The 26,981-nt window shown below is 64.8% G+C and carries 27 protein-coding genes and 1 pseudogene; 15 read left to right on the forward strand and 13 right to left on the reverse strand.

What is annotated here, in order from left to right; all coding sequences use genetic code 11:
- Window positions 1–30 precede the first annotated feature (30 nt).
- Together E5162_RS12925 and E5162_RS12930 are read right to left on the reverse strand one after the other, a co-directional pair.
- On the reverse strand, window positions 31–879 hold the full coding sequence (locus tag E5162_RS12925; RefSeq protein ID WP_135945661.1) for a phytanoyl-CoA dioxygenase family protein: 849 nt from the start codon (window positions 877–879) through the stop codon (window positions 31–33).
- A complete protein-coding gene (locus E5162_RS12930) occupies window positions 876–1,511 on the reverse strand; it encodes a TetR/AcrR family transcriptional regulator (RefSeq protein ID WP_135945662.1) in 636 nt (211 codons plus the stop codon). Before E5162_RS12930 ends, E5162_RS12925 begins: the two co-directional genes overlap by 4 nt.
- 138 nt (window positions 1,512–1,649) lie before the next feature.
- On the opposite strand from E5162_RS12930, the gene E5162_RS12935 reads away from it, so the two are divergent.
- The 5 genes from E5162_RS12935 to pnp all read left to right on the forward strand — a co-directional run bounded on the left by E5162_RS12935 (window position 1,650) and on the right by pnp (window position 6,261).
- The gene (locus tag E5162_RS12935) at window positions 1,650–2,111 is read left to right on the forward strand and encodes a DMT family transporter (protein WP_135945663.1); all 462 of its coding nucleotides are present in this window, start codon (window positions 1,650–1,652) and stop codon (window positions 2,109–2,111) included.
- Window positions 2,112–2,209: 98 nt separating this feature from the next.
- Window positions 2,210–2,596, forward strand: coding sequence for a 30S ribosome-binding factor RbfA (rbfA, locus tag E5162_RS12940; RefSeq protein WP_135945664.1), 387 nt, complete (start codon window positions 2,210–2,212; stop codon window positions 2,594–2,596).
- A gap of 2 nt (window positions 2,597–2,598) precedes the next feature.
- A complete protein-coding gene (truB, locus tag E5162_RS12945) occupies window positions 2,599–3,552 on the forward strand; it encodes a tRNA pseudouridine(55) synthase TruB (RefSeq protein WP_135945665.1) in 954 nt (317 codons plus the stop codon).
- A 221-nt stretch (window positions 3,553–3,773) separates the two neighbouring features.
- Window positions 3,774–4,043 (forward strand): 30S ribosomal protein S15, encoded by a 270-nt coding sequence (gene rpsO / locus E5162_RS12950; protein ID WP_135945666.1) that lies wholly within the window; start codon window positions 3,774–3,776, stop codon window positions 4,041–4,043.
- A 91-nt stretch (window positions 4,044–4,134) separates the two neighbouring features.
- Complete coding sequence (pnp, locus tag E5162_RS12955) at window positions 4,135–6,261, forward strand: polyribonucleotide nucleotidyltransferase (RefSeq protein WP_135945667.1); 2,127 nt, start codon at window positions 4,135–4,137, stop codon at window positions 6,259–6,261.
- Window positions 6,262–6,385: 124 nt separating this feature from the next.
- Here pnp and E5162_RS12960 read toward each other — a convergent pair whose 3' ends face one another.
- Together E5162_RS12960 and E5162_RS12965 are read right to left on the reverse strand one after the other, a co-directional pair.
- Window positions 6,386–7,921 (reverse strand): hypothetical protein, encoded by a 1,536-nt coding sequence (locus tag E5162_RS12960; RefSeq protein ID WP_135945668.1) that lies wholly within the window; start codon window positions 7,919–7,921, stop codon window positions 6,386–6,388.
- A 151-nt stretch (window positions 7,922–8,072) separates the two neighbouring features.
- Complete coding sequence (locus tag E5162_RS12965) at window positions 8,073–8,900, reverse strand: LytTR family DNA-binding domain-containing protein (protein WP_135945669.1); 828 nt, start codon at window positions 8,898–8,900, stop codon at window positions 8,073–8,075.
- A 216-nt stretch (window positions 8,901–9,116) separates the two neighbouring features.
- Here E5162_RS12965 and E5162_RS12970 point away from each other — a divergent pair, with 216 nt between their 5' ends.
- The 3 genes from E5162_RS12970 (at window position 9,117) to E5162_RS12980 (ending at window position 12,468) form a co-directional block, all read left to right on the forward strand.
- Window positions 9,117–10,289 carry an acyltransferase family protein gene (locus E5162_RS12970; RefSeq protein ID WP_135945670.1) on the forward strand — a complete coding sequence of 391 codons (1,173 nt, stop codon included), beginning with the start codon at window positions 9,117–9,119 and terminating at the stop codon, window positions 10,287–10,289.
- A 92-nt stretch (window positions 10,290–10,381) separates the two neighbouring features.
- Window positions 10,382–11,209, forward strand: a complete 828-nt coding sequence (locus E5162_RS12975) for a helix-turn-helix transcriptional regulator (protein ID WP_135945671.1) — start codon at window positions 10,382–10,384, stop codon at window positions 11,207–11,209.
- Between the two features lie 77 nt (window positions 11,210–11,286).
- A complete protein-coding gene (locus tag E5162_RS12980; protein ID WP_135945672.1) occupies window positions 11,287–12,468 on the forward strand; it encodes an alpha/beta hydrolase-fold protein in 1,182 nt (393 codons plus the stop codon).
- Window positions 12,469–12,540: 72 nt separating this feature from the next.
- Here E5162_RS12980 and E5162_RS12985 read toward each other — a convergent pair whose 3' ends face one another.
- Complete coding sequence (locus E5162_RS12985; RefSeq protein WP_135945673.1) at window positions 12,541–13,371, reverse strand: enoyl-ACP reductase FabI; 831 nt, start codon at window positions 13,369–13,371, stop codon at window positions 12,541–12,543.
- Window positions 13,372–13,655: 284 nt separating this feature from the next.
- Here E5162_RS12985 and E5162_RS12990 point away from each other — a divergent pair, with 284 nt between their 5' ends.
- Window positions 13,656–14,582, forward strand: coding sequence for a fatty acid desaturase family protein (locus tag E5162_RS12990; RefSeq protein ID WP_135945674.1), 927 nt, complete (start codon window positions 13,656–13,658; stop codon window positions 14,580–14,582).
- 122 nt (window positions 14,583–14,704) lie between these two features.
- Here E5162_RS12990 and fabB read toward each other — a convergent pair whose 3' ends face one another.
- From fabB to E5162_RS13005, 3 genes are all read right to left on the reverse strand, one after another.
- Window positions 14,705–15,919, reverse strand: coding sequence for a beta-ketoacyl-ACP synthase I (gene fabB, locus E5162_RS12995; protein WP_135945675.1), 1,215 nt, complete (start codon window positions 15,917–15,919; stop codon window positions 14,705–14,707).
- Window positions 15,916–16,458, reverse strand: coding sequence for a 3-hydroxyacyl-[acyl-carrier-protein] dehydratase FabA (gene fabA / locus E5162_RS13000; protein WP_233342175.1), 543 nt, complete (start codon window positions 16,456–16,458; stop codon window positions 15,916–15,918). Before fabA ends, fabB begins: the two co-directional genes overlap by 4 nt.
- Before the next feature lie 109 nt (window positions 16,459–16,567).
- Window positions 16,568–17,131, reverse strand: a complete 564-nt coding sequence (locus E5162_RS13005; RefSeq protein ID WP_135945677.1) for an SH3 domain-containing protein — start codon at window positions 17,129–17,131, stop codon at window positions 16,568–16,570.
- Between the two features lie 114 nt (window positions 17,132–17,245).
- On the opposite strand from E5162_RS13005, the gene E5162_RS13010 reads away from it, so the two are divergent.
- The 4 genes from E5162_RS13010 (at window position 17,246) to E5162_RS13020 (ending at window position 19,171) form a co-directional block, all read left to right on the forward strand.
- Window positions 17,246–18,148 carry an MBL fold metallo-hydrolase gene (locus E5162_RS13010; RefSeq protein WP_135945678.1) on the forward strand — a complete coding sequence of 301 codons (903 nt, stop codon included), beginning with the start codon at window positions 17,246–17,248 and terminating at the stop codon, window positions 18,146–18,148.
- A complete protein-coding gene (locus tag E5162_RS14775; RefSeq protein ID WP_158291306.1) occupies window positions 18,135–18,338 on the forward strand; it encodes a hypothetical protein in 204 nt (67 codons plus the stop codon). Before E5162_RS13010 ends, E5162_RS14775 begins: the two co-directional genes overlap by 14 nt.
- Window positions 18,338–18,556: a hypothetical protein gene (locus E5162_RS13015; protein WP_135945679.1), complete on the forward strand. Its 219-nt coding sequence runs from the start codon at window positions 18,338–18,340 to the stop codon at window positions 18,554–18,556. The genes E5162_RS14775 and E5162_RS13015 overlap by 1 nt, the downstream gene beginning before the upstream one ends.
- A 105-nt stretch (window positions 18,557–18,661) precedes the next feature.
- Complete coding sequence (locus E5162_RS13020) at window positions 18,662–19,171, forward strand: hypothetical protein (RefSeq protein WP_135945680.1); 510 nt, start codon at window positions 18,662–18,664, stop codon at window positions 19,169–19,171.
- A gap of 159 nt (window positions 19,172–19,330) precedes the next feature.
- Here the strand turns inward: E5162_RS13020 and E5162_RS13025 are convergent, their stop codons facing one another.
- Window positions 19,331–20,083 carry a HesA/MoeB/ThiF family protein gene (locus E5162_RS13025; RefSeq protein WP_135945681.1) on the reverse strand — a complete coding sequence of 251 codons (753 nt, stop codon included), beginning with the start codon at window positions 20,081–20,083 and terminating at the stop codon, window positions 19,331–19,333.
- 134 nt (window positions 20,084–20,217) lie between these two features.
- Between E5162_RS13025 and E5162_RS15145 the strand changes: the two genes are divergently transcribed.
- A complete protein-coding gene (locus E5162_RS15145; RefSeq protein ID WP_270374097.1) occupies window positions 20,218–21,519 on the forward strand; it encodes an ATP-dependent DNA helicase in 1,302 nt (433 codons plus the stop codon).
- On the opposite strand, the gene dut is transcribed toward E5162_RS15145, so the two are convergent.
- The 4 genes and pseudogenes from dut to ubiB all read right to left on the reverse strand — a co-directional run bounded on the left by dut (window position 21,516) and on the right by ubiB (window position 25,446).
- On the reverse strand, window positions 21,516–21,980 hold the full coding sequence (dut, locus tag E5162_RS13035) for a dUTP diphosphatase (RefSeq protein WP_135945682.1): 465 nt from the start codon (window positions 21,978–21,980) through the stop codon (window positions 21,516–21,518). The genes E5162_RS15145 and dut overlap by 4 nt on opposite strands.
- Window positions 21,981–22,050: 70 nt before the next feature.
- On the reverse strand, window positions 22,051–22,524 hold the full coding sequence (locus tag E5162_RS13040; protein WP_135945683.1) for a hypothetical protein: 474 nt from the start codon (window positions 22,522–22,524) through the stop codon (window positions 22,051–22,053).
- Between the two features lie 68 nt (window positions 22,525–22,592).
- Window positions 22,593–23,800: pseudogene (gene coaBC, locus E5162_RS15220) on the reverse strand (bifunctional phosphopantothenoylcysteine decarboxylase/phosphopantothenate--cysteine ligase CoaBC).
- A 92-nt stretch (window positions 23,801–23,892) separates the two neighbouring features.
- Window positions 23,893–25,446 carry a 2-polyprenylphenol 6-hydroxylase gene (gene ubiB / locus E5162_RS13050; RefSeq protein WP_135945684.1) on the reverse strand — a complete coding sequence of 518 codons (1,554 nt, stop codon included), beginning with the start codon at window positions 25,444–25,446 and terminating at the stop codon, window positions 23,893–23,895.
- Between the two features lie 424 nt (window positions 25,447–25,870).
- On the opposite strand from ubiB, the gene E5162_RS13055 reads away from it, so the two are divergent.
- A complete protein-coding gene (locus E5162_RS13055; protein WP_135945685.1) occupies window positions 25,871–26,848 on the forward strand; it encodes an IS481 family transposase in 978 nt (325 codons plus the stop codon).
- Window positions 26,849–26,981 lie beyond the last annotated feature (133 nt).

Below are 26,981 nucleotides of genomic sequence, written 5' to 3' on the forward strand. Positions count from 1 at the left end.
GCGGCTCCCGGCGGGCCGCCCTTTTCTGTGTCAGGTGCCCAAGAGCCGCCTGGGATGCATGCCGTCCACGTGACCCATGAACGGAGGATGGATCTGGTAGCCCAGCAGGGAAGGCAGCGGCGGTTCGAGCCCGGCCACGGCGTTCGGCGGGACCGCCAGAGCCATGGCCTCCTGCGTTCGCAGCCACGGGGCGCAATATTGCGCGGTCAGGGCGAGCCGGCTCCGGCCGGTGACATTCTCACCGCCGGCGTGCCAGAACCCGCCGTGAAAGACCAGCGCGTCGCCGGGGTCCATGATGGCGGTGACAGCAGGGTCCTGCGGGCCGGGCTCGCGGCCGGCCGGCCAGAGATGGCTGCCAGGCCAGCCGCACGTCGCGCCATTCTCCCGGGTAAACGAATCGAAAGCCCAGATCACGGAAAGGCCATGGCGGGCATCGGGCCGCATGTCAGGGTAGAAACCGTCGTCGGCGTGAGGTAGCTGCGATGATTCACCCGGGCCGATATTGATGGCCAGACAGGCGGAAAGAAGCGGATGCGCGTGCAGGCGCGCCTCAAGGAATCCAAGAATCTGCGGATGGGCGATGAGTGGATCGAGCGCCCGTGTCTTGGCTAGAAGCGCATAGGCGCGCTGGGTGTTGAACCCTTCGAAATTATTACGTCCGGTCGGGCCCAGCACACCGCGCAGGGCGTCTTCCGCGCGCTCGCGGACTTGCGTCTCGATCAGGCCCTTCAAAATCACGAATCCGTCCCGGTCGTAGAGCGCGAGCGTCTCGGGGTCCGGCGCGATTGTCTGGACAGTGGAGCGCCGGTGGGTGCCGGCGAGGTCGGCCGTAAACAGATCGCTGGAACGTTCGACCGTCTTGCCGCGCGGTTCGGTCATGACTTGCTCCCTTCTCTCAGGCCCAGACTTTGCGCAATAAGAATCCAGATGGCGCCGGCCAGCCGCTCGGGATCGGGCCTGATTTCCATAAGGAGGGCCGCGCCGACACTCTGGCGCAGGCCGCCCAGGACGAAGGCAGCGGCCAGGTGCGGATCGACCTGACGGGGCAGGTCCCCGTCTGCCTGCCCGCGGGCGATATTCTGGCTGCCGCGTTCGACCAGCCGGGCCATGCAACTTGCCTCGGCGTTGACAACCGGTGTCGAGCGGCCGAGCGGCCCGAACAGGGTCGCGGTGAACGGATCCTCGACGAGGAAGCGCACGCTGGCGCGTACGCGCTGTATTTCCCGCTGCGGCCAGCTTTCACCGCGATAGGTCGCGTTCGCCGTCCGGTCGTAGCGGGCGTAGAAGTCCTCCACGACAGCGGAGACGAGCCCATCCTTCGAGCCGAAGTGGTGATAGGCCAGCCCCGCAGACACACCGGCCCGCGCAGCGATCTCGGACATTTCGGCATGTCCCTCGCCACCAATGAGGACGCTCCGGGCCGCATCGATCAGCCTCTCCCGGCTCTCCCGGCCGCGGGGCCGGACACGCGGTGCGGCACCGGTCGGATGGGCGACTGGCGGACTCGTCATCGAGCTTCTCCCGTATTCTGGAATGAAACTGAATTGAATTCAATTCAGAGTCAACGCAGACAATGCGGCCAGACGCGGAACGCTCTTGCGCGGACCGGGTTTGCCTTGTGACGGACCCAGGAATTTGAAAGGGGTTTGATGAATCTCTCCCAGCTTTTTCCCATCTTGATGGTGACCCTCGCCGGCGGAGCAGTGGCGACCCAGCCCGCGTTCAACAGCCAGCTCGCGGCTCTCCTCGGTTCACCCCTGCGGGCCGCCCTTGTCAGTTTCACCGCCGGGGCGACTGTGCTCTTCGCGATTGTCGGCGCGCTCGTCATCCGCACCGGCTTGCCGAGTGCAGAGACAGTATCGCGGGTCCCGCCCCACCTGTGGATAGCCGGCGGCGTGCTGGGTGCGCTGTTCGTGTCCACCGCAGCCTGGGCGACACCCAAGATCGGCGCGGGCGCATTCTTCGCAACCCTGATCGCGGCGCAACTGACGCTTTCGCTTGTTCTCGACCATTACGGCCTTCTCGGGCTGGAGGTAAGGCCGGCCAACTGGATCCGTATTGCAGGAGTTGCGCTTCTTTTTGCCGGCGGCCTCATGGTGGTGCGCGGCTAGGGCTTGCCAGCTTGCAGCCGAGCGCGTATCACCCGCCCCCTTTCCAGGGGCGCTCCGGTTCGATCCCGGCCCGTCCGAGCGGAAACGAGGACACACCCATGAAGACCCAATCCCAGCGCCAGTTGCGCGGCGGTGAACTTGTCCGCCGCGCGGTTGCCGACATCATTGCCGAGGGTCATCTGCATGACCGCGCGCTCGATGGTGTCTCGATCACCATCACCGAGGCGCGCATGAGTCCGGACATGCGCCATGCGACGGTGTTCATCTCCGCCCTGGGTCTGGAAGACCCGAACGTCGTGGCGGCCGGCCTCAACCGGGCCCATGGCTTCATTCAGAAAGAGCTGGGCCGCCAGATCGAGATGAAGTTCACGCCCAAGTTGGTCTTCCGGCCCGACGACCGGTTCGAGGAAGCCCAGCATGTGGAAGAAATTCTCGACCGACCGGGCGTAAAGCGCGATCTCGAGGGCGATGGAGGCGAGAGCTAGCCATGGCACGGCGCAAGAAGGGCCGGCCGGTCCACGGCTGGATCAATCTGGACAAGCCGCTCGACATGACGTCGACACAAGCGGTGTCGGCGGTCCGGCGTATCTTCGATGCGAAAAAAGCCGGCCATGCCGGGACGCTGGACCCGCTCGCCAGCGGCGTCCTTCCCATCGCCCTGGGCGAAGCGACCAAGACCGTGCCATTCGCTCAGGAAGCGGGCAAGGTTTACCGCTTCACGGTGCGCTGGGGCGAGGAAACCACGACCTTCGATGCCGAGGGCGAAGTGGTCCGGGATAGTCCGGTCCGCCCGGACGAGGAAGCGCTGCGCGCCGCACTTCCCGCATTCACCGGCACGATCGAGCAGATTCCGCCCGCCTATTCGGCCATCAAGGTCGATGGCGAACGCGCCTACGATCTGGCGCGGGCCGGAGAAACGGTCGAGCTGCAAGCGCGAGAGATCGAAATCTCACACCTGCACCTCCTCGGCATGCCCGAGGCGGATCTCGCAGTGCTGGAGATGGGCTGTGGCAAGGGCGCCTATGTCAGAGCCCTGGCGCGCGATCTGGCCGCCGAGCTGGGTACGGTCGCCCATGTCGCGGCACTGCGCCGCGTCAAGGTCGGCCCCTTCGATGCTGCCAATTCGATCACCCTGGATGGGCTGCGCGCCCTGGCCGAAGAGGGGCGCGCCGATGAAGCCCTGCTTCCGCTGGAGACGGCCCTGGCCGAGCTGCCCAGTGTCGCTGTCACCGAGGACGAGGTTTTCGAGTTGCGCCAGGGTCGTGCCATCGTGCTGCTGCCGAACGCGGCTCAGTCCCTCAAGGCCGCCCGCCAGCCGCGCGAAATTGCCGGCAAGGACTATTCGCGCGCCGCACTGGCCATGGGCCATGACCGGGCTATCGCGATCGGCGAGGCGAAAGCAGGCAGGTTCGCCCCCGTCCGTGTCTTCCAGTGGGGTTAGCGGCAGCCGCCGCACCCCTTGGCAGCTACCGGGACACTGCCCATATAAGAGTTGCGACACACGACAGGCTGAGGCCTGTAAGGGCCAGCGCCCGCGAAGGGTATTCTCCTTGCCTTCGTGCGCCCTTTCGTTGATAAGGCCCGTTCGAAGATGGACCCTGCTGGACGGTATCCCGGCCGGGCCTTTGACATCCACCCGATACCGAGACGAGACCGAAACACATGTCGATCACCGCTGAACGCAAAGCCGAACTGATCAAGGAAAATGCCCGCGAAGCCAACGACACCGGATCTCCGGAAGTCCAGGTTGCGGTGCTGACCGAGCGGATCGCCAACCTCACAGAACACTTCAAGACCCACAAGAAAGACAACCATTCCCGGCGGGGGCTCTTGAAGCTGGTTTCCCAGCGCCGCCGGCTTCTCGACTATCTGGCCCGTATCGATAACGATCGCTACAAGGCCCTGATCGCGAAGCTGGGACTGCGTCGCTAGACCGACCCATGCGAAACGCCGGCCGCCAACGGGCGCGCCGGCGTTTCACTATCCCGACACCGCCGGGATCCATCCGTACGTATGAGAGAACATGTTCGATATTCAAAAAGAGACGATTGAGTGGGCCGGCCGCGAGCTGACCCTGGAAACCGGCCGCATGGCCCGTCAGGCTGACGGTGCGGTGCTGGTCACTTATGGCGAGACGTCTGTCCTCGCGACCGCTGTTGGCGTGAAAGAAGCCAAGCCGGGCGCGGACTTCTTCCCGCTGACCGTGAACTATCAGGAGAAGTATTTCGCCGCGGGCAAGATCCCCGGCGGCTTCTTCAAGCGCGAGGGCCGTCCGACCGACAAGGAGACGCTGACGTCTCGCCTGATCGACCGGCCGATCCGCCCGCTCTTCCCGAAGGGGTTCAAGAACGAAGTCCAGGTGATGCTGACCGTTCTGTCCCACGATCTGGAAAACGATCCCGATATTCCGGCCATGATCGGCGCGTCTGCCGCGCTGGTTCTGTCCGGCCTGCCCTTCTTGGGCCCGATCGGCGCTGCGCGCGTGGGCTACATGAATGGCGAATACGTCATCAACCCGAGCGTGGCCGATCTTGACGACAGCGAGCTCGATCTCGTGGTCGCGGGCACCGGCGATGCGGTGATGATGGTCGAATCCGAAGCCAAGGAGCTCTCGGAGGAGATCATGCTCGGTGCCGTCATGGCGGGCCACGAGGCCTTCCAGCCGGTGATCGACGCGATCATCAATCTTGCCGAAAAAGCGGCGAAAGAGCCGTGGGACTACACGCCGGAAGATCATTCCGATCTTGCAGCCAAGGTGAAGGACCTCGTCGGGTCCGACATCGAGAAGGCTTACAAGATCAAGGACAAGACCGCGCGTCAGGAAGCCGTCGGTGCCGCCAAGCAAAAAGCGGTCGATGCGTTTGCTGCTAGCGAGGACAATCCGGATGGCGTCGACAAGGCGGTTCTCAAGGATGTGCTGAAGGGCGTTGAATCCAGCGTCGTCCGCGGCGGCATCATCAAGACCGGCAAACGGATCGACGGCCGCAAGCTGGACGAGGTCCGCTCGATCGTGTCCGAAGCCGGCATCCTGCCGCGCACGCACGGTTCGGCCCTGTTCACGCGTGGCGAGACCCAGGCGCTGGTCGTCGCAACGCTGGGCACCGGCGAGGACGAGCAGTTCATCGACGCGCTGACGGGGACGTACAAGGAGCGCTTCATGCTCCATTACAACTTCCCGCCCTACTCCGTCGGTGAAACCAGCTTCCGCCTCGCTCCCGGCCGCCGCGAAATCGGCCACGGCAAGCTGGCCTGGCGAGCCCTTCGCGCCGTCATGCCGGGCGTCGAGGATTTCCCGTACACCGTGCGCCTGGTCTCCGAGATCACCGAATCCAACGGATCGTCCTCCATGGCGACCGTGTGCGGCGGCTCGCTCGCCCTCATGGATGCCGGCGTGCCGATCGCACGCCCGGTGTCCGGCATCGCCATGGGTCTGATCAAGGATCCGGACGGGGTTGCCGTCCTGTCCGACATTCTGGGTGACGAGGATCACCTCGGCGACATGGACTTCAAGGTGGCCGGCACCGAGATGGGTGTCACCAGCCTGCAGATGGACATCAAGATCGCCGGGATTACCCAGGACATCATGCAGACGGCTCTGGACCAGGCCAAAGGCGGCCGGGCCCATATCCTGGACGAGATGAACAAGGCCCTGACCGGCGCCCGCGAAGAAGTCGGCCAGTACGCGCCGCGTATCGAGACGATCACCATCCCGGTCGACAAGATCCGTGACGTGATCGGTTCGGGCGGCAAGGTCATTCGCCAGATCGTGGAAGAAACCGGTGCCAAGGTCGACGTCAACGACGATGGCGTGATCAAGGTCTCGTCCTCGGACGGCGCCTCGATCAAGGCGGCGCTCGACTGGATCCACGGTCTCACCGCCGAGCCGGAAGAGGGCCAGATCTACAAGGGCAAGGTCGTCAAGGTCATGGACTTTGGCGCCTTCGTGAATTTCTTCGGTCCCAAGGACGGGCTGGTTCACGTCTCCCAGCTGAAGGAAGAGCGCGTCAACCATCCCAAGGACGTCGTCTCCGAAGGCCAGGAAGTCTACGTGAAGCTTCTCGGCTTCGATGATCGCGGCAAGGTCCGCCTGTCGATGAAGGAAGTCGACCAGGAGACGGGCGAAGAAATGGCCAAGGGCGACGAGGGCTGATCCTCCCGCCTCCGGCTTTCAAAGCCTGGAATATGAAAACCCCGCCAGCAGAAGCTGGCGGGGTTTTTTGTTGCGCTTCGGCTGCGCCGGGTCAGGCCAGAGGTCTGCCGGTGAGGCGGAGACGCTAGAACGCCGCCTGTACGCCGACCGCGATCACATTGGTCTCGGCGTCGGACTCCGACCAGCTCGTCCCGTTGGCAAAGTTGCCGCCAGACAGGAAGTTGAGCGGCACCCAGCCTTTGGTGTGGATGATTTCGCCGAACAGATTGACGTTCGGCACCACGAAGTAGGAGGCCCCGAGTACGTACTGGTCCTGACGTTCCCACGGCGCGCCGTCATCGCCGGAGATGAAGCGGCTGAAATCGGCGCTAAGTGCGAAATCGTCCTCGCGGTGAAGAGTCATCCAGTAGCGCCCGCCCAGGGTGAACGACTCCGCCTTGACCGCTTCGAACTGGGTATAGAACGGCACCGGCGAGGCCGTGCCGGGCCAGGCATCGGTCGTGCTACCATACTCGGCGAGAAACTCGAACGCCCCGAGTTCGGCGCGCGAATAGACGGCCCAGGCCGGGTTGTTGTCGTCGCACGGGTTGAAGTGGAAGACCGGATAAGCCTGGCAATACGCGCTCGCATGGGTGTAGCTCGCCCCGACCATGACGCTGCCCGCATCGAGCGCTGCGGTGTAGTTGGCGTCGAGCGCGAAATTGTTCACGCGGCTCGGCACGGCGGTGTCTTCGACCGGCGCGTTGTGAGCGCGGAACTGAGCCCCGCCCTGGATCGCCATGGCCCGCAAGTGGAGGCCATTATTGTAGTAGCCGGCGAGACCCCCATAGGCGAGGCCGGCAAAGGCATGCCAGTTCGTGGAGTTGGTGAACGGGCTGACCGTGTCGTTCAGGCCAAAGGGCGTGTCCATCTTGCCGACGGCGACGTAGACCGGGCGCTCGTCCAGATTGCCCCACATCACCCAGCCCCGGCGCAGCTGGATCTGGTTGCGGTTGAGATCGGTCAATGTGCCCGAGCCGAAGCTCTGCTCAGGATCGTAAAGAAGCTCGACATAGCTGGTGATATCGTTCGTCAGCCGGCCAGTAACCGCGATCTGCGCATTGTGAATCACGAACTCTGACACCGTCTCGCCAATCTGGTTGGCCGAGGTCGGGTGACGCATCAGCCACCCGAATTTCGTGTTGGAATTGGATTCCTGATAGTCGGCCAGCACGGTGATCTCGCCACCGAGGGTGACCCGGTTGTTCAGTTCACCGCTCTGGATCGCCCGTAGCTGGACAAGTTGCCGCGTATTCGTCGTCTCGGCGTGGTCGAGCATGGCGAAGGAATAGGCCGAGTTCATGCCGACGAACTGGTCGCCGAGCGTACGCGACGGCTCTGCGCCTGGCGCAGCTTCGGGACGCGTCAGCACTTCCGGGTCATCGGTCTCGCGCGCTGCCGTATGGGTCAGGTCGCGGGCCGGTGCAGCGGTCGCGGCCGGAGCGCGCGGGTCCAGCGCGCCTTGCGCCTCGAGATAGTCGAGCAGGCGGCGATTAGTCTCTTCAAGTTGCTCGATGCGCGCTTCAAGTTCGGCAATTCGATCCTCGCCGGGATCGCTCAGGGCCGGTGCGCCAACGGTCAACGCGAGCAGGCTCGCTCCGGTAATCATAGCAAGTTTCATGGATGTCCCTTTTGTCCCCGCAGGGGTGATAACCCTGCTCCGGGGAGGGCTTATACGGACGCTCACAACCAAATCCTAAACACTCTCCGTTGCCTGCGAGATTTCGCCTGTGGAAAAGAAGGCTGTCGCGGTAGGGACGGTCGGGACGGGGTCAGCCCTTCAGGCGGTCGCGAAAGCGCCGGCTGACCGGGATGCAGGCGCCGTCCTCCAGGACCGCCTCCGCATCACCGTCTGCGGCCGGGATGATCTCACGCACCGCCTGGCGGGCCACAAGATGGGAGCGATGCACCCGCACCGGGTCGCGGCCGGCCTCGTTCAGCAGCCGCTCCAGCTCGGTCAGCGTGATGCGGGCGAGGTGGCTGCCGGCGCGCGTGCGGATTTCGGCGTAGTTGCCCGCAGCCGCAGCTGACAGAATTTCGCCGGCCGGGAGGCGCAGTTCGCGCCCGCCGCAGCGCAGTGTGATGATATTCTCGGCCCGGGCATCCCTGCGGGCAGCGCGGGCCTGCTGCACCGCGTCTTCACGCGCCCGGAAGACCGCGAGAATTGCCAGGATCAGCGCATAGGACAGCACGTCCTTGCGGTATTCATAGACCAGTTCGCCCCAGAGCTGGCCGTCCAGCCCGTACTGCCGCCCGAAAAGAACCGGCCACAACACCGTGCGCATGGCGTTCATGGCCGCGATATGGACCAGGGAAAACACCGTCCCGCCCAGAAGATGGATAGGCAGCGAGGTGCGCCAGGAGTCCAGCGTGGCAGGGGCGCGGCGTTCAAGCAGGGCCACGGGCACGAACAGGGCGAGGATGGTCAGGTTGCTGGTGCCTTCGAGGACAAGAGCGCGGACCCAGCCCCCGGTCTCGCCGGCGCGACGCCATTCCTCCGCCGCGGAAAGACCGTTGACCAGCCAGAAACCGACCGAGGCAATCGCGAAGCAGGCGAAGGCGTGGCGCAGGACACGGTGTTCAAGATCGGGGGTCGTCATGGTCAGGATCGCAGCGGCGGTTCAAGAAGAGGGCGATCATGGCGGGTGTCGCCGTCTCCGCCTAGCGTCTCTGCACGCCGCTTGCCCCGGACATGCCGCCGATTGTCCCCGGCGTGGCACCGTCCATCCCGCCGGCCCTCCCCCCGTCCCTTCAGGCGTGCCGCCAGCGTCGAAACAGGGCCTCCTGAGCGCACGATCTGAGGAGAGACCCCGACCATGCCCGCCGGCACGCATTCTACCCGCCGCTACGATCTGGACTGGCTGCGTATCATCGCATTCGCCCTGCTGGTCTTCTACCACGTGGGCATGTTCTACACGCCCTGGGAGTGGCACGTGAAAAGCGTGCATGCAGGACCGGGCGCCGAGCCGCTCATGAGCCTGCTCAATCCCTGGCGCCTCTCGCTGCTCTTCTTCATCTCCGGGGTGGCGTTCGCCTATCTCCACGACAAGCATGGGGGTGCATGGCGCTTTGCGCGTGAACGAATCGTCCGTCTGCTTCCGGTGATCGTGTTCGGCATGATCGTCGTGGTGATGCCCCAGACCTACTTTCAGTTGCGCGAGGCGGGCGAGATCGAGCAGGGACTCCTCGCGTTCTGGCCGCGCTACATCATCGGATGGGAGATAGCCGGGATCGAGGTCCCGACATGGAACCACCTCTGGTACGTCGTCTATCTCTTCGTCTACGCACTTCTGCTTGCGCCGGTCCTGCGACTGCTCAAACGGGTCGGGCGAGGCCCCGGTGCCGCGTTCGGCGCTCTGCTTGCCACGCGCCTCGGGCCGCTGGTGGCGCTGACCCTTCCTGTCCTGCCATTCCTGGCCTACCGGGTCCTGCTGGTTCCTCATTTCGAGACCACGCACAACCTGGTCGAGGACTGGGCCAATCACGCAATCAGCCTGACCTATCTGCTTTACGGGGTGTTCGCGGCGCGCAGCGAGCGCTTCTGGCAATGCGTGGACCGGACCCTGCCCTACGCCTTGACGCTGACACTTGTTCTTGGCGCCGGGCTCACGGTCGTTTGGCAAAACTGGGAAGCATTCACGACCGGCCCCGTCGAACTGTGGGCCGCGCGCTCCGGACGGGTGGTCTATGCCTGGACGGCCATTCTCACCCTGCTGGGAGTTGCCCGGCGTTTCCTCTCGGCGGACGGACCGGCGCGGCGCTACCTCACCGAGGCGGTCTTTCCAGTCTACATCCTGCACCAGACGATCACCGTCGCCGCCGGCTACGCGCTGACCAGGCTCGGCTTCGGGGTCTGGACCGAGTTCGCGCTCCTGACGCTCGCGACCTTTGGCGGGGCGATCATCGGCTTCGAGATCGTGCGCCGGGTGAACGTTCTGAGACCGCTCTTCGGCCTGAAGCTACGGCGGGGTTCCATACCGGGCCGCTAGGCTGCCTGCACGTTCGAGGCCTCACACCGGCTTGCCCCGGGGTGTGGGCTCGGCGCAAGGTGAATGCTGGCACAATCAGGATCGGAGTGCACGTGCAGGCTCGCATTCCCGAGAACACGCTTCTGACCGCCCGGCCCTTCAATGGGCCGGGCTGGAGCGCCGAGTGGCAGAAATCGGCAGGGTGTGAGCTCGACCTGGCCCGGCGCAGATGGCACGTGCTGTCCTACTATCCGGAGACCGAGACCGAGATTTCTCGACGCCACGGCGCCGGGCAGGAGCGCTTCTTCGCCGCGCGGGGGACGCTCGGCCTCTATCCCGCCCGGACCGCCGAGACCGTGACCTGGTCCGGGCGCCTGATCCAGGCCCTGCACCTGCATATCGCACCGGAGCGTCTCGCTGCGCGCCATCCCGGGAACGCCGGCGTCCGGCGGGTGGCACGGTTCCGCGATCCGGCGCTGGGCCGGCTGACCGGCGCAATGTACGAGCTGATGCGGGCCAGCCGTCCGGATCCGGCCGCCGCAGCCTCGGTAATGGATGCGATCATCGACCAGCTTGCCGCGCGCTACACAGTGCCCGGGCTGCCCGGGGATACACTGATCGGACGGGCCGGCCTGACGCCGCTTCTGGACCGGATGTACGGCGCCAGCGCGGTTGTAACGAGCCTCGACGATCTGGTCTCAGAGGCCGGAACCAGCCGAGGGTACTTCTTTCGCCGCTTCCGCCGCCTGACCGGAAGCACGCCTCACGACCTGCTTCTGCGCAGCCGGCTCGAACTGGCCAAGGGACGAATCCAGGCCGGAGAGGGTCTGGCCGACATCGCGCTGGACTGCGGCTTCGCCGATCAGAGCCATTTCGCCAATGCCTTCCGCCGGCAGATCGGTCTGCCCGCCAGCGCCTTTGCCGCCTGGTTCGGCGCCTGACCCGGGGTCACGATCGTGCAAGACGGCGCGCGACGTGGCGCGCTAGACCGGACATTGCCGAGTTCAGGAGGCTCCCCATGATGTTGCGCGCCGTAATCCTGGTTGCCGTTTTCGGTCTTGCAATGCCGGCCTGGGCAGACCCGGCTGGACTGACGCAACGCCGGACGGACCTGGAAATCGAGTCCGATCGGCTCGGCGAGACCCGGCGTCTGATCGTGCAGGTCCCGTCCAGCTACGCGGCCGAGCCGGGCCGGACCTATCCGGTCTTCGTCCTGACCGACGCGATCTGGCAGTTCGATCTGGTCGCCGCGACCCTGGATTACCATGCACGCTGGGGCCGCATCCCCGAGCATCTCGTGGTCGGGCTGTACAATCCGGAGCGCAATCTCGACCTGGTTCCGGCCGCCGACGCCGGCTATCCGGGCACCGGCGGCGGTGATGCCTATCTGGCCCACGTTACCGCAGAGGTGCTTCCGCTGATCGAGGCGCGCTACCGCACCAATGGCGTCGAGCTGTTATTCGGCCATTCTTTCGGCGGGGTGATGACGCTGAATCAGCTGCTGACCGCGCCGGAAGCCTTTGACGCGTACATCGCGCTGGGCGCCAGCACCTGGGTCGCCGAGCGGATCCTGTTCGACCGGCTGGACGAGGCGGCGATGACGCCGATGGCCGGCCGCGTCCTGTACATGGGCGTGGGCGAGACCGATGGCGGCGCGACCGTACCGGACGGCGAGCGCTTCGCTGCCGAACTTGAGGCCCGCGACCCAACCGGGCTCGACTGGACGTTCGAAATCCGTCCAGGCGAGAACCATTTTACCAACGTGCCCGAGGGCCTGCACCGGGCGCTCGGCTTCATCTACCCGTTCGCCGACCAGCAAGGCGCCGTGGTCGAAGCCGGCCGGCGCGGCGGCCCAGCCGGTGTCCGGGCCTGGTTCGACGACCGGGAGACGGCGCTGGGATGGCGCTTCGTGCCACAGGCGATGGAGCTGGGGCTGGCCGGTTTTCAACTGGCGCTCGCCGGTGAGGAGGCTGCATCACACGCCGTGTTCGACGCGCTCGAAGCGCGCTATCCGGACAATGTCGAGGTCGTGGCGGTGCGCGCCAATGCGCTGGCACAGACCCAGCGCTACGAGGATGCCCTGGCCGCGCTGGACAGGGCCATCGCGCTGGGCGAGGCCGAAGGCCATCCGCCGAGCCGCTTGGCCGCATTTCGTGCCTATCGCGCCCGTCTGGTCGCGCGGCGCGCGGCAGACCGGTAGGGCCACGGTCGAACCCGCTGCTGTCACTCCGGCGCACGGCTCCGGGACGACGCGGCGGTTGCCTTCGCCGTTCTAGGATCCGTCCTCGATATCGGGGACGCCGACCGCGTGAAAACCGGCATCGACATGCAGGACTTCGCCGGTGCACGATTTACCGAGATCGGAGAGCAGGTAGAGGGCGGAGCCGGCCACGCCTTCGATCGTGGTGTCTTCCTTGAGCATGGACCAGTCCTTGCCCGTCTTCATCAGGGTGCGGCCGCCGGAAATACCGGCCATGGCCAGTGTGCGCATCGGGCCGGCCGAGATCGCGTTCACGCGAATCCCGAGCGGGCCGAGATCGCGGGCGATGTAGCGGGTCGAGGCTTCCAGGGCCGCCTTGGCCACGCCCATCACGTTGTAATTGGGCACGACGCGTTCGGAGCCGAGATAGGTCATCGAGATGATCGAGCCGCCGCCTTCTTCCTTCGAAGGCATGAGGGCGCTGGCGCGGCGCGAGGCATCTACGAAGGAATACGCCGAAATATCCATGGCGCGCCTGAAGCCTTCGCGCGTCGTATTGTGGGTGAAGCTGCCCTGCAGCTCGTCCTTGCCGGCAAAGGCGATCGCATGGACCAGGAAATCCAGTCTGCCCCACTTGTCTTCAAGGGTCTTGAAGCAGGCTTCCATGGAGGCGTCGTCAGACACGTCGGCGGTCACCATGAAAGGCTCGTCGCCGAGGCTTTCAACCAGCGGACGCACGCGCTTTTCCAGCGCTTCGTCCTGGTAGGAGAAGGCCAGTTCCGCGCCCTGGGCATGCAGCTGCCGGGCAATCCCCCAGGCAATGGAGTTCTTGTTCGCGACGCCCATGACGAGGCCGCGCTTGCCCTTCATCAGATCGCCGGCGGGGAAAACGGTGTCGGACATGGAATGGCCCTCTTTGTCGGATATCCAGAACACAACGGCTTGGCGTTGCGTCCGCTCTGCGGCGGGACTGCCGCCCAATCTTCAACTCCCGTCTGGACATACAAGATGGACTTTCACGCGTCGAGCCACGCCTTGCGCGCTTGCGCAAGCTTTCAACAACAGGAATTGTGTTTCTGTAAGTGAGCCGTGCTCTTTTGAGTGCTGCCAGACCGTGAGACACTTCTGATCTGCCCCTGCCGAGGCCGTGCACTCCGCGGTCTCCGTCGACTAGGACTTGTCGTTCCATGAGCCGAACCCCGATCGCCCGCTCCCAATCCATCGAAAAGACCTGGGCCAACCTGAACTGGCCCAGCGTGTTTGCTGCCATCATCTATCCGCTGCTCGGCGTCGTCGGCGTCGTTGGCGCGATCGTCGCGGGCCTTGCCCTCGACAGTCTCGCTTTCTCCTGGTGGTTCGTGCCGCTCGCAATGGCCGTCGGTGCCGCCACGCTGGTCGTGTGCAATCTGGGTATCGGCGTCCTGCACCGGATCTGGCAGCACAAGGCGGGTGAGCTGAAATGGCCGGCCCAGATTCTCACGCTCGTGCATTGCCTCGTCGCCATGCAGGGCGAGATCAAGGACTGGGTCAATTACCACTCCCAGCACCACCGCCTGTCCGACAAGCCGGGCGATCCGCACAATCCGCACGAGAGCAAGGCCTGGGCCTGGATCGGCTGGCTGATCTGGCGCGACCGCAATGACATGAAGCGTCCCCTGGCGATGTGGCTGCGCGACATCCCGGGCGTGTCTTTCGTCGACCGCAACTACAATCTGATGAGCCTGCTGATCCACCTGCTCGTGCCGGCGGCGATCTACGCCATCGTGGCGGTGGCGGGCGGTTCGCTGCTCCTGACCTTCCTGCTGCATGCCTCGGCCGTGACGGCGCGTGGTGTGCAGTTTCACGCCACAACGCTGGGTGTGAATGTGGTCGGCCATCTCAAGGCGCCGGCCTGGCTGGAATGGATGCTCGCGCTGCTGACCGGCGGAGAAGCCATTCACGGCCATCACCACGACTATCCGGCCAGCGCCCTGCACCTGCCGCGCAAGGGTCTGATCAACCGCATCGTCGACTATAACGGGACGGCTCTTCTGATTTTCGAAAAGCTGAACTGGGCCAAGAATTTGCAGATCGCGCCGATGTTCGCGGAGCCTGTCCGGGTGAAGGCGGAATAGGCAGACAAGTCTGTATCCCCGGTCCGCGCTCTTCGAGCGCGTCCGGGACTTTGGGAAACGTGACAAGCAAAAAGGGCCGCGGTATAGCCGCGGCCTTTTTCATGCGCGTGTGAACGCCAGGCCTAGTCCGGCCGGCCCATGATCAGCGTCCCGTTCGTGCCGCCAAAACCGAAGGAATTGGACAGGCAGGTATTGACCTCCTGGTGCTTCGTTTCGGTGACGACAGGCAGATCGCCGATTTCCGGGTCCATCTCCTCGATATTGATCGAGGGCGCCACGAAGCCGTCACGCATCATGAGGAGGCAATAGATCGCTTCCTGGACGCCGGCGCCGCCGAGGCAGTGGCCGGTCATCGACTTGGTGCCCGAGATAAGCGGAGGCTTCGCGCCGAAGACTTCGCGGATGGCGCGTGCCTCTGCGATGTCGCCGACCGGCGTTGCCGTGGCATGCGGGTTGATATAGTCGACCGTGCGACCCTTGGCTTCATCCAGGGCGAGCTTCATCGACCGCGCGGCGCCTTCGCCGGACGGGGCGACCATGTCATACCCGTCGCTGGTCGCGCCATAACCCAGGATTTCGGCGTAGATCGTGGCGCCGCGGGCCTTGGCCCGCTCATATTCCTCAAGCACCACGATACCGGCGCCGCCGGCAATGACGAAGCCGTCACGGTTCTTGTCGAACGGCCGCGAGGCCTTCTCCGGCGTCTCGTTATAGCCGCTGCTCATCGCTCCCATCGCATCGAAGAGGTTGGACAGCGACCATTCGAGCTCTTCCCCGCCGCCGGCGAAGACGATGTCCTGCTTGCCCCAGGCAATCTGCTCGGCAGCCGCGCCCATGCAGTGCAGCGAGGTCGTGCAGGCCGAGCTGATCGAATAGTTCAGGCCCTTGATCTTGAACGGCGTGGCGAGCGTGGCCGACGCGGTGGAGCACATCGCCTTGGGTACGGCAAACGGACCGATCCGCTTGGGACCTTTTTCGCGCGTGATGTCGGCAGCCTTGACGATCGCCTCGGTCGAAGGGCCGCCGGTGCCGACGATCAGGCCAGTGCGCTCATGGCTGACCTCATCGGGCGCCAGGCCGGCATCGGCAATGGCCTGCTCCATCGACATGTAGCACCAGCCTGAGCCTTCGCCCATGAAGCGGTAGGCGCGCTTGTCCACATGCTCGGCCGGATTAACCGAAGGACGCGCGTGAACCTGGCACCGAAAACCGAGATCGGCATAGTCTTGCGCCTTGACGACGCCTGACTTGCCGGCCTTCAAGCTATTGGCAACCGCATCGGCGTTTTCGCCAATGGCAGAAACGATCCCGATGCCCGTGACGACAACTCGCCTCATGCACTCGCTCCCGATTTCGACATTTCTTCCGGGCGGAACAGACCGACCCGCATGTCCTTGGCAGTGTAGATAACCTGCCCGTCAGCTTCCACGTGGCCATCGGCAATGCCGAGTACAAGCTTGCGCATGATGACCCGCTTGAGATCAATCACATATCGCACGCGTTTGACGCCGGGCGTGACCTGGCCGGTGAATTTCACCTCGCCCACGCCCAGCGCGCGGCCCTTGCCGGGCGCACCCGACCAGCCAAGGAAAAAGCCGACCAGCTGCCACATTGCGTCCAGGCCCAGGCAGCCCGGCATCACCGGATCGCCTTCGAAATGGCATTTGAAGAACCAGAGCTCCGGATCGATGTCGAGCTCGGCGACGATGTGACCCTTGCCGTGAGCGCCGCCATCCTGGGTTATGGTCTCGATGCGGTCGAACATCAGCATTGGCGGCAGGGGCAGCTGGGCGTTGCCCGGCCCGAAAAGCTCGCCATGGCCGCAGGCCAGAAGGTCTTCGTAGGAATAGCTGTTCTTGCGTTCAAACTGGGTCAAGAGGGATGGGTCCTTGATTGGCTGGGCCATGAGCCGGCCCGGCGCGCCCCGGGGGGTGCTGTCAGCTCCTGTCTAGCATGGATCATACACGAGAAAAGAGGCAGGCGGACTAGTCGCTCAGCCCGGTGCTGTCGTCGATGCCTGCGGAGGTGCACTGCGCGGACGCAGGCGGCTCGGCGGCCGGATCGCGTTCATGCTCGTAGACGCCCCACAGGGCCCGGGCAGGAACCCAGCCGCGCTCTCCGCCTGCTTCCACCCGGCACCAGCCGGTCCGGCAACGTTCAAGCCAGAGAACCGCGCCTCCCTCGGCTTCGGCTTCGATGACCCCTTCGGTCTCGGGGCGGGCCCGAAGCGCGGTGTCCTCCTGAAGCAGGACCGAACGGCGGCCGGACAGCACACGCCGGTGCATCCAGGTCTCCTCGCCGCCCGGATCGCGAACCCGGCGCCAGTCGGCTGTCTCCGCCGTCACTTCCATGGGCAGGCCGGCCCGGACATATTCCCAGGCGATCGGATGGCCGAGCGAGGGTCCGGACCGGCCGTTCACGCTTTCGAACTTGAGCGAGACAAAGCGGGGAACGGGCAGTCCTGAATGGGTGTCACAGCTCTGCGCCATCGCCGGGGGAAGCCCGGCGGCGAGACTTGCCAGAAGGAGAATCACACTCAAGAGCCGCATGGCATCGAGTGTCGGGCGACACGGTGAATCGCAGGTTAAGGCGACAGTGCTGGACGTCGGCCCCGCACCGCCCCATCTTCGCCCTGCAGAGACAATCTGGACGGAGAGGTTTTCATGATCCGCACGCTTGCTACCGCGCTTGCCGTTACCACCGCGCTGACCGCCGCATCGTTCGCCCAGCAGGAGGTCGAGGTTGCGACTACCGATCTCGGGCACGGGATTTACGAGCTGCGTACCGACCGGGCCGGCAATGTCGGCGTGCTGATCGGCGAAGACGGGGTCTTCATGATCGACACGCAGATGGCGCCGTTCGCCCCGCTGCTGGACGAGGCCCAGAAGGCGCTTTCGGACGGCCGGGAGGTCGATCTGGTGCTGAACACCCATCTCCACGGCGACCATGTGCAGGGCAATGCCTATTTTGCCGAGCGCGGCGCCACGGTGATGGCCCATCCCAATGTCCGCCCGGCCCTGGTCGATCCGGTGACGTCGCAGCTCTCCGGAAACACCCCCGATCCGCTGTCCGGCACTTACCTGCCCACGGTCAATGTGGGGGAAGGCGACTTCGTCACGATGAACGGCCAGACTGCGCGATTCTATCACGCGCCGAACGCTCATACCGATGGCGACCTCTTCATCCATTTCGAGGATGCCAATGTGATCCACGCCGGTGACCTGCTCTTCTCCGGCCGCTACCCGTATATCGATCTGGACAATGGCGGGACGGTGCAGGGCTATATCGACGGCATGCAGATGATCGTCGATCGCGCCGAGGCCGACACGCAGATCATTGCCGGTCACGGCCCGCTCTCCGATGAGACCGATCTGGAAGCGAGCATCGACATGCTGACGCAGGCGCGCGCCCGCGTCGCGGAGCTGGTCGATCAGGGCATGGGCCTCGACGCCATTCAGGCCGCCAACCCCCTCTCGGACTTCCATGAGGACCGGGATTGGGGTTTCATCACGACCGAACGCATGATCTGGACGCTCTATCGGGATATCACTGGTGAAACAGAATAAATCGACTCTTCCCCCGCCCCGCGTCTTCGTGATGCTGATCGGCATCGCGGTGCTGCTGGGCGCCCTGTTCTCGATTCTGATGGGCAGCTGGCTCAGCGGCGCGGCCGTCGGGGTGGCATTCGCCGTCGCGTTCGCCGGTGTGCTGTTCCTGGCGCGCCGCGGTGAAAAGAAGGTCAGGAAACGCCGCTGATGGCGTCTGAAGGCCAGGGCACCCGAACACGCATCAAGGCGTTGATAGCCGGCTTTGCGGCCGGAGTTGTCGCGATGCCGCTGATCGCCTGGCTGGTGGGCAATATCGCCTATGGCGTCATAGCTGGCCTGATGACGGGCGCGGCACTGGCGGCGATCTTCCAGGACCGGGTGTCGCGGCGGCGTCCGCGTGACGCCAAGGACGAACCGCCGGAGTAGTCTCAGCGCATTTAAGTGGTTATAATTATAAATGCTCACGCTTGAGGCACTTCACACATCAAGCTCGAGACCGACTCGCGTGCTTGTAGATCGGGGGGCTGGGAAGTGGATAAAGGCCAGAAGCTCGCACTTCTGAAATCCGATTTTTTGCAACATCGTCAAACATTGCTCTCCCTCTTAGCTGAGCAAGAACGATCGTTTGATAAGGCTATCACGCTACTAAGTGGTGGCGCCGTCGCAGTTGTTATTTCATTGGCAGAGATTTTTGGTCGCTTCTCGCCCGTTATTTACTTCGCAGTAGGGTGCTTCGTCGTCACGCTTTTAGCCAACCTCTTATCTTACCTCGCTTCTTCCCAGCTAAAAAAGGCAGAAATTAATCAGTGGGATGAAGACTATCTTCGTAGAAAGGCCGAGATTGACGATGGCCAATTTGACGATACAAAAGAGCGCCGTGCGATTTCTCAGTGTAAATTCTACTCGATCACGACGAATCTGCTAAATCTAGCTTCTCTAGGAGCCGTGATACTTGGTCTGATTCTCGCAATCTGGGGCTTTAGTGCTCAAGCCGAGAATCTTAGCGCTACAACACACAACGAAGATTCTGAGGTTAATTGACATGCCCGATAGAAAGAGTGACGGCCCCAAATCACGTCCGCCTTCCGACAGACCTACAAAGGTTAACGAGAGTGGGTCGCCGAAAGAGTCCGGCGGCAGGGCTGGAAAGGCGACCGGCGGGACCTCGACTAAGCCCCCACCACCCAAATCACGCAAGAATTAGGAATTTCTATTTCCACAGACAGCGCAGGCCGGGTCCCTGGCCACGCGCACAACACGGGCCTCGGCCGCCAGCGTGTCCTGGATGTGCAACCGGCCCAGCAGCGGCGTCCCGGCCCCGGTAACCAGCTTGATGGCTTCCAGAGCCATGAGTGAGCCGATGACGCCGGTGAGGGCGCCCACAATGCCGACTTCGGCGCAGGTGGCCGCATCGGGCGGCGCCTCCGGCACGAGACATTGATAGCAGGGTTGATCGGGTCCCAGATGCGGCGCGAAGACGCCGACCTGACCGTCCCAGCGGCCGACGGCGCCCGAGATGAGCGGCAGGCCGGCGTCCACCGCAGCCCCATTGACCGCGAAACGGGTCTCGAAACTGTCGCAGCCGTCCAGGACGAGGCTCATCCCGTCCATCAGGTCTGGCAGCGTCCCGGATGTCGCGCGCCCGACAACCGGTTCCACGGTCACATTCGGGTCGAGCGCGGCCAGCGTTGCCGCCGCTCGCTCGGCTTTCGAGGCGCCGACATCGCCACTGCGAAACAGGATCTGGCGCTGGAGATTGTCCAAGCTGACCGTATCGGGGTCGACAATTCGCAGGCGGCCAATGCCGGCGGCGGCCAGGTAGAGCGCAGCAGGCGAGCCCAGGCCGCCGGCGCCGACGATCAACACCGATGCGCGGCCGAGCTTCTGCTGGCCGGGGCCGCCAATCTCCCTGAGCAGGATATGGCGGGCGTGGCGGTCGATATCGACGGACATGTCGGGCTCCAGGCGGGGCGAGCCGCTTTTCTAGCATGGCCGGGATGGGAGGGGGACAGTTCGCGCTGTGGCGCGGACGGGCAAAGCGCGTCAAGCTGGCCGCGTCGCCTCTGTCAGCCAGGACATCCCGCCCCGTGAACGCTCCGCTTTCGCCTTCCCTGTCCGAAGAACAGGCCCGCCTGCTCGACTATATCGTCGACACAAGGGCGAATGTCTTCCTGACCGGGCGGGCCGGGACGGGCAAGACGACGCTGACTCGAGCGCTGCTGAAACGGCTCGGGCCGGACGCGGCGGTTCTGGCGCCGACCGGCGTGGCCGCGATGCATGCCGGCGGGCAGACCCTGCATTCCTTCTTCCGGCTGCCGCCGCGGCTGATCCAGCCCGGCGATGTGAAGCGGCTGAAGAATGCCCGCGCGATCAAGGCGCTGAAGGTGCTGGTGATCGACGAGATCTCCATGGTCCGGTCCGACATGATGTGGGCCATCGATGCGGCGCTGCGCATGAACCGGGATGTCTCCGCCCCCTTTGGCGGGGTGCAGATGGTGCTGGTGGGCGACCTGGCCCAGCTTCCCCCGATCGTGCAGGGCGAGGAGGCGGGCTATCTGGAGATGGCCTATGGCGGCCCCTTCTTCTTCCACACGCCGGCCTTTCGCGATGCGGGCTTCACCCTCGTGGAGCTCGAGACCGTCTACCGGCAGAGCGATCCCGATTTCATCGAGATCCTCAACGCGATCCGTGAGGGTGAGATCCGGCGCGAACAGGGGCGTACGCTCAATGAACGCGTCACCGGGCGCAGCGCACTCGAGGCCAGTGCCACCCACGTGGTCCTGACACCGACCAATGCCGCGGCCGCCCGGATCAATTCGGCCCGCCTCGACGCGCTGGTGGGGGAGCCGCGGCTCCTGCCCGGAAAGGTGGAGGGCGAGTTCGAGGAGAGGGTGCGTCCGACCGACGACCCGCTCATCCTCAAACCGGGCGCCCGGGTCATGCTCATCCGCAACGATCCGGCGGGCCGCTGGGTCAACGGCTCTCTGGGAGAGGTGGCAAGTTTCTCTGCCGAGGGTGTGCGGGTCCGGGTCAATGGCGACATCCACACCGTGGAGCCGGTCAAATGGGAGCGGCACCGCTACGGCTTCGACGCCAAGACCGAGGCTCTGAAAAAGGAAACGCTCGGCGCCTTCGAGCAATATCCGTTGCGCCTGGCCTGGGCGATGACGATCCACAAGGCGCAAGGCCTGACGCTGGATCAGGTCTTTCTCGACCTGCCGGGGCGCCTGTTCGCCCATGGTCAGGCCTATGTCGCGCTGTCGCGGGCCCGCTCCCTGGAGGGGCTGGAACTGTCGCGCGGGCTGGCGCCGAGCGACCTTGTCGTCGATCCGCGGATTTTCGACGTGCGCAGCTATTGCGATCCGCTGCCGCCGGGTCTGCTGAGCTAGACGCCGGTGGAACCGAAGCCGCCTTCGCCGCGGCTGGTTTCGTCCAGCGTCTCGACGGCTTCGAGCCTGGCCTGGGTGACCGGGGCGATGATCATCTGCGCGATACGCTCGCCGCGCCGCACGATGAACCGTTCCCTGCCGTGATTGATGAGGTTGACGCGGAGCTCGCCGCGATAGTCGGCATCTACGGTTCCGGGCGTGTTCACGCAGGAAATGCCGAACTTGGCGGCCAGCCCGGAGCGGGGCCGAATCTGCGCCTCGTAACCGTTGGGCAGAGCGATGGCGAGCCCGACCGGAATCAGCTGCCATTCGCCCGGCTGGAGCACGACCGGCTCGTCTTCGGGTATCGCGGCCGGCAGATCCATGCCTGCCGAGCCGGGTGTCTGGTAGCGCGGCAGGTCGAGCCCTTCGAAATGGGGCAGCGCTTTAATTCGAACGGTGACGGGACTGGACTCGGACATGGGCACAACCGGGCTAGAACAGGACAGATTAGCCCTCTCCTAGCCCGGTTCGCGCCATCACGTCAGCCGCTTATTGCGGTGTTTCGCCGTTGGCTTCGGCTTCCTGGGCGGCGAGATACGCGTTGATGGCCGCCTCGCCCTCGTTGAACCCTTCCAGCGCGGCAATGATCTGTTCGCGCTCATCGCCCTGCAGCTCGCCCTGGGGCATCTGGACGACATAATTGCCGTCTTCATAGCCGAGCGAGAGCATGCGCACCGTGTCGCCGTCGCCGGTCGTGCGAATGTAGAGCGGCAGGCTGTGGCGCAGGATCTCGAAATCGTTTTCCAGCGGCACGATGGTCGCCCGGTCGCAGAGCAGGCCAACCGTATCTTCGCCGACAGGCGGCGGGGCCATCAGGCCTTCGCGGTTGGACTCTGTTTCCAGAGAATATCCGTCAAGCGGGGTGGCTTCGCTTTCTGCGTTGATCGCGTAGCATTCGGCTGAGGCCGCGCCGGTGAAACCGAGGGCCGCCAGTGCGGCGCCGGTCAGGACAAGTGATTTCATCGCATCATCTCTTCTGATCGCTCCACGCGCTGGCCCGAAATGCCGGTGCGTGCTGGATGAGCGTCAGCCTAGCAAGAAGCCGGTGTGGAAAACAATCGTGCGATCCGGTCGGTCAGGCGTTGCGCGATTTCGCCTTTCGGCGCCCGCGGCCAGTGTTCGCTCTGCTCTTCGGTAATGAGCAGGGCCGCGTTCGCGTCTCCGCCCATCACGTCGCCGGACACGTCGTTGGCAAGAATCCAGTCGCAGCCCTTGCGCTTGCGCTTGGCGGCGGCCTCGGCCTCGACATCGTGGGTCTCGGCTGCAAACCCGATCACGAGGCGCGGCCGTCTGGCCCCAAGATGGGCGATGGTCTTGAGGATGTCGGGGTTTTCGACCAGCTCGATCGCGGCGCGGGCGGTCTTCTCGCCCTTCAGCTTGCGCGAGGAGACCTCGGCGGGGCGCCAGTCGGCCACGGCGGCCACGGCTATGAAGACATCGGCCGGCAACGCGGACTCCACCGCGTGCAGCATGTCGCGCGCACTCTCCACATCGATACGCTGAACGCCCTCCGGCACATCCAGCGCGGTCGGCCCTGAGACGAGGATGACGTCGGCGCCCGCATTGGCGAGCGTCTGGGCGATGGCATAGCCTTGCTTGCCCGAGGACCGGTTGGACAGGAAGCGTACCGGGTCGATCGGCTCCAGCGTGGGTCCGGCCGTGATGACGATGCGTTTGCCGGTCAGCGGCCGGGTGATCATGCCGACACCCGCGCCTCGATCACGTCGGCAATCCTGACCGGTTCGGCAAGCCGGCCCGGGCCGAATTCCCCGCACGCCATCTCCCCCTCGTCGGGATCGATGATCTCGACGCCGCGGCTGCGCAGCGTGGCGGCATTGGCTTGCGTCGCCTCGTGCTGCCACATGCGCACATTCATGGCTGGCGCCATCACGATCGCGGTGTCGGTGGCCAGCAGCGTCGTGGTCGCCAGATCGTCGCAGATGCCGTGAGCGGCCTTGGCCATCAGATCGGCCGTGGCCGGGCAGACAACGATGAGGTCGGCCGAACGCGACAGCTCGATATGGCCCATCTCCGCCTCGTCGGTCAGGGAGAACAGATCGTCATAGACCTTGTCTCCCGACAGCGCGGAGACACTCATCGGCGTGACGAACTGCTTGGCTGCGGAGGTCAGGATGGCGCGGCTGGCAATGGCGCGCCGTTTCAGCTCGCGGATCAGTTCGAGCGACTTGTAGGCGGCGATTCCGCCGCCGATGATCAGGAGAATGCGCTTGTCACTCATGGCCGTTCTTCAAATCCTTCGCGCCCCGGGGGCTGCACAGCGCAGTGTTAGCCTGAAACCAGCGCCCGGTCACGGGGCGGTCCCGCGCCGGTCTAGAGCAGGATCGCGGCGGCCAGGACCGCGCCGGTACAGGCCGCTGCGCCGACGATCGCAGCGGTGATCCACAGCGGGCGCTGCTTCCTGCGCCGGGCGGCGCGTTCGGCGCTGCGCGCTTCCATCGCCACCACGGCATCGGCGGCCGCTTCCAGCGTTGCCAGCGTGTCGGGCAGCCGCCGCACCGCATTGCGGGCGCGCTTGAGATCCTCGACCAGGTCGAGCACCAGGCCCTCCGGACCGAGCTCGCGGCGCATGAAGCGCTCGACCGAGGCCTCCGACGCCTTCCACATATTGTGTTCGCTCGACAGGAGGCGGCATACGCCTTCGGCCTGCACCATGGTCTTCTGCAACAGGACGAGCTGGGGCTGCAGACGCATGTCGAACAGATCGGTGATCTCGAACAGCTGCATCAGCACGCGGCTCATCGGCACTTCGCTCGCCTTCTTGCCGAAGATCGGCTCGGCGACAGCGCGCAGCGCGCTGGCGAAATCGGCCTTGGAATGGCGGCCGGGCACGTAGCCGGCGCTGAAATGGGCTTCGGCCGCAGCCTCGTAATTCTTCGTCAGGAAGCCATGCAGGATGAGGGCGAGATAGCGCCGCTCGGACGCTTCGAGCCGGCCCATGATGCCGAAATCGACCGCCCAGAGCTGGCCGGTCTCGGTCACGAACAGATTGCCCGCATGCATGTCGGCATGAAAGACGCCCCGGTCGAGCGCCGTCGACAGGAAGGCGTCGGTAATGTCTTCGGACAGCTTGAGCGGATCGATGTCGGCCGCGCGGACCCGCTCGATATCGGTCAGGGGAATGGCGTCGATCCATTCGGTGACGAGCACGCGCCGGGTGGTCAACGCCCATTCCACGTCGGGGATGAAGAAATTCTCCGCAGCCGCCGCGGCTTCCTTCAGCTCGCTCGCAGAGGCGGCTTCGAGGCGGAAATCGAGTTCGAGGCGCAGCGAGCGGGCAATGGTTTCGACAAAGGCACGCGGCTCCAGCCGGCGCGATTTTGGAAGCAGCCCCTCGGCCAGTTTCGCGCCGAGGCGCAGGGCGGCAATGTCGCGATAGATGCGCGCCTCGACATCGGGCCGCAAGATCTTCACCGCGACCGTATCGCCATCGCGCGTGACCGCCTTGTGCACCTGGGCGATGGAGGCTGCCGCGACCGGCGGGCCGAACTCGGCAAACAGCGTCTCGACCGGCGCGCCAAGCTCGCTCTGCAGGATCTCGCGGGCACGCGCGTCGCCGAACGGCTCCATCCGGTCCTGCAGGCGCGACAGGCCGCGCGCGAACTCAACCCCGATCACGTCCGCGCGTGTGGCCAGGACCTGGCCGAATTTCACATAGGACGGACCCAGCTCCTCCAGCGCGCGGGCCAGGCGCTCGCCGGGATTGGACGCCCGGTCGCGAATGGCGATCAGGCGCGCGAACCGGCCGAGAACGCGCGCCGGAGCCGGCAGGCTCTGCTGGTACTCGGCCGGAAAGATTGCGTCGTGGCGCGCAAGCGTCCAGGCCGCGCGCATCAGGCGAGCGATATGTCCAAGTGTTTTAAACATGCGGTAGGAAGGTTTAGGGCGAGACCCCCCGCTTGGCGAGGGGCGAGGTCACAAATCGGGTGCGGTGCGCCGACGCGGGGTCCGGTGAGACTCCCCCGGCCGGAAAACGCGGTGATCGCCTCCTACTATTACGACTATCACGGCGCCGGTTTTGCGGGCTCGCGGGGTGTTGCGGGTTCACACGTGAGAAAGAGCCCGGCAAGGGTAGGGGCTGTGACGCGGGAGGGGATGTTTTCTTCTCCCTCTCTCGTCCTCTTTCCTGACGAAAGTCAGGATCCAGGAGAGGACGGGGCGGCGTCATCGGATGAGAGCGCTCCACGATCTCTAGGTCCCAGCTTTCGTGTTCCATATCGGACGATTGTTTCGATACCTGGGGCGTTCGCGTTGGTGTAGATTACCTCCGGTCCAGAGTTGGAGCGGTGTGATGGAGCTGCGTCTTCACGCGAATGCCCGTACGACGCCGGCGACCCGGCGTTACATCCAGACTTGCGGCAAGCCGGTTTCTGAGCTTTCGCGCGAGCTCGGCGTTTCAGAGGTGACGATCCGGCGCTGGCGAAAGCGCGATCATGTCGAGGATCGCCCCCACACGCCGCATACACTGAAAACCTCGTTGAGCCCGGTTGAAGAGGCGCTGGCCGTCGAGCTTCGCACGCAACTCGCCCTGTCGCTCGACGACGCGCTCGAAGTCATGCGCCGCTGCGTGAAGCGCGATCTGTCCAGGGCCGCGCTTCACCGGTGCTGGCGCCGCCATGGCGTCTCGGCCCGGCCCGGGCGCGAACGCGTGCCCAGCGCGGCCTTCGAGACCGATCGGCCCGCCGGCTTCATCCATGTCGACGTCAAATACCTCACACGCCTCGACAAGCGGCGCGCCTATGCCTTCGTCGCCATCGACCGGGCCACGCGCTTCGTCTATCTGGAAATCCTCTACGCACGCAGTGCGGCCAACGCGGCCGCCTTCTTCGAGCGCTTTCTGGCCGTCTTTCCGCTGCGCGTTCACACCGTGCTGTCTGACAATGGCTCGGAGTTCACCGACCGGTTCGGTGATGCGCGCTGGCGAAAACGGACCTTAGGGACGGGACGTCACGCCTTCGATCAGATCTGCGCCGCTCATGCGATCCGCCATCGGCTCACGCGGCCATACCGGCCCCAGACCAACGGCATGGTCGAACGCTTCAACCGGCGCCTGGAAGATCACCTCAACGCCAAGACCGCCAATGGCAGAAACCAGGGCAAGAACTGCTTCGACGACCACGAACAGCGCAACGCCTACATCCGCGACTTCGTCGAGGCCTATAACCGAACCCGCTTGCGATGCCTCGGATACAAAAGCCCCATCGAGCTTCTAAACAATCTCACGGGACACAACACTTTCGCTGGGAAAGAGCAATTCTTAGCGCTGTGAAATAACCCCAAACCTTCGTCATTCCAGGCGAGCAAAGCGAGACCCGGCAACTGTGTTTACGGGTGGTAGGGTTTTTGATCTCGAACGATGGCGTTGAGGGTTATGAGCAGCTTTCTGGCGACGGCGATGAAGG

Source organism: Marinicauda pacifica (assembly GCF_004793635.1).
In the GTDB taxonomy this organism is placed as follows: domain Bacteria; phylum Pseudomonadota; class Alphaproteobacteria; order Caulobacterales; family Maricaulaceae; genus Marinicauda; species Marinicauda pacifica.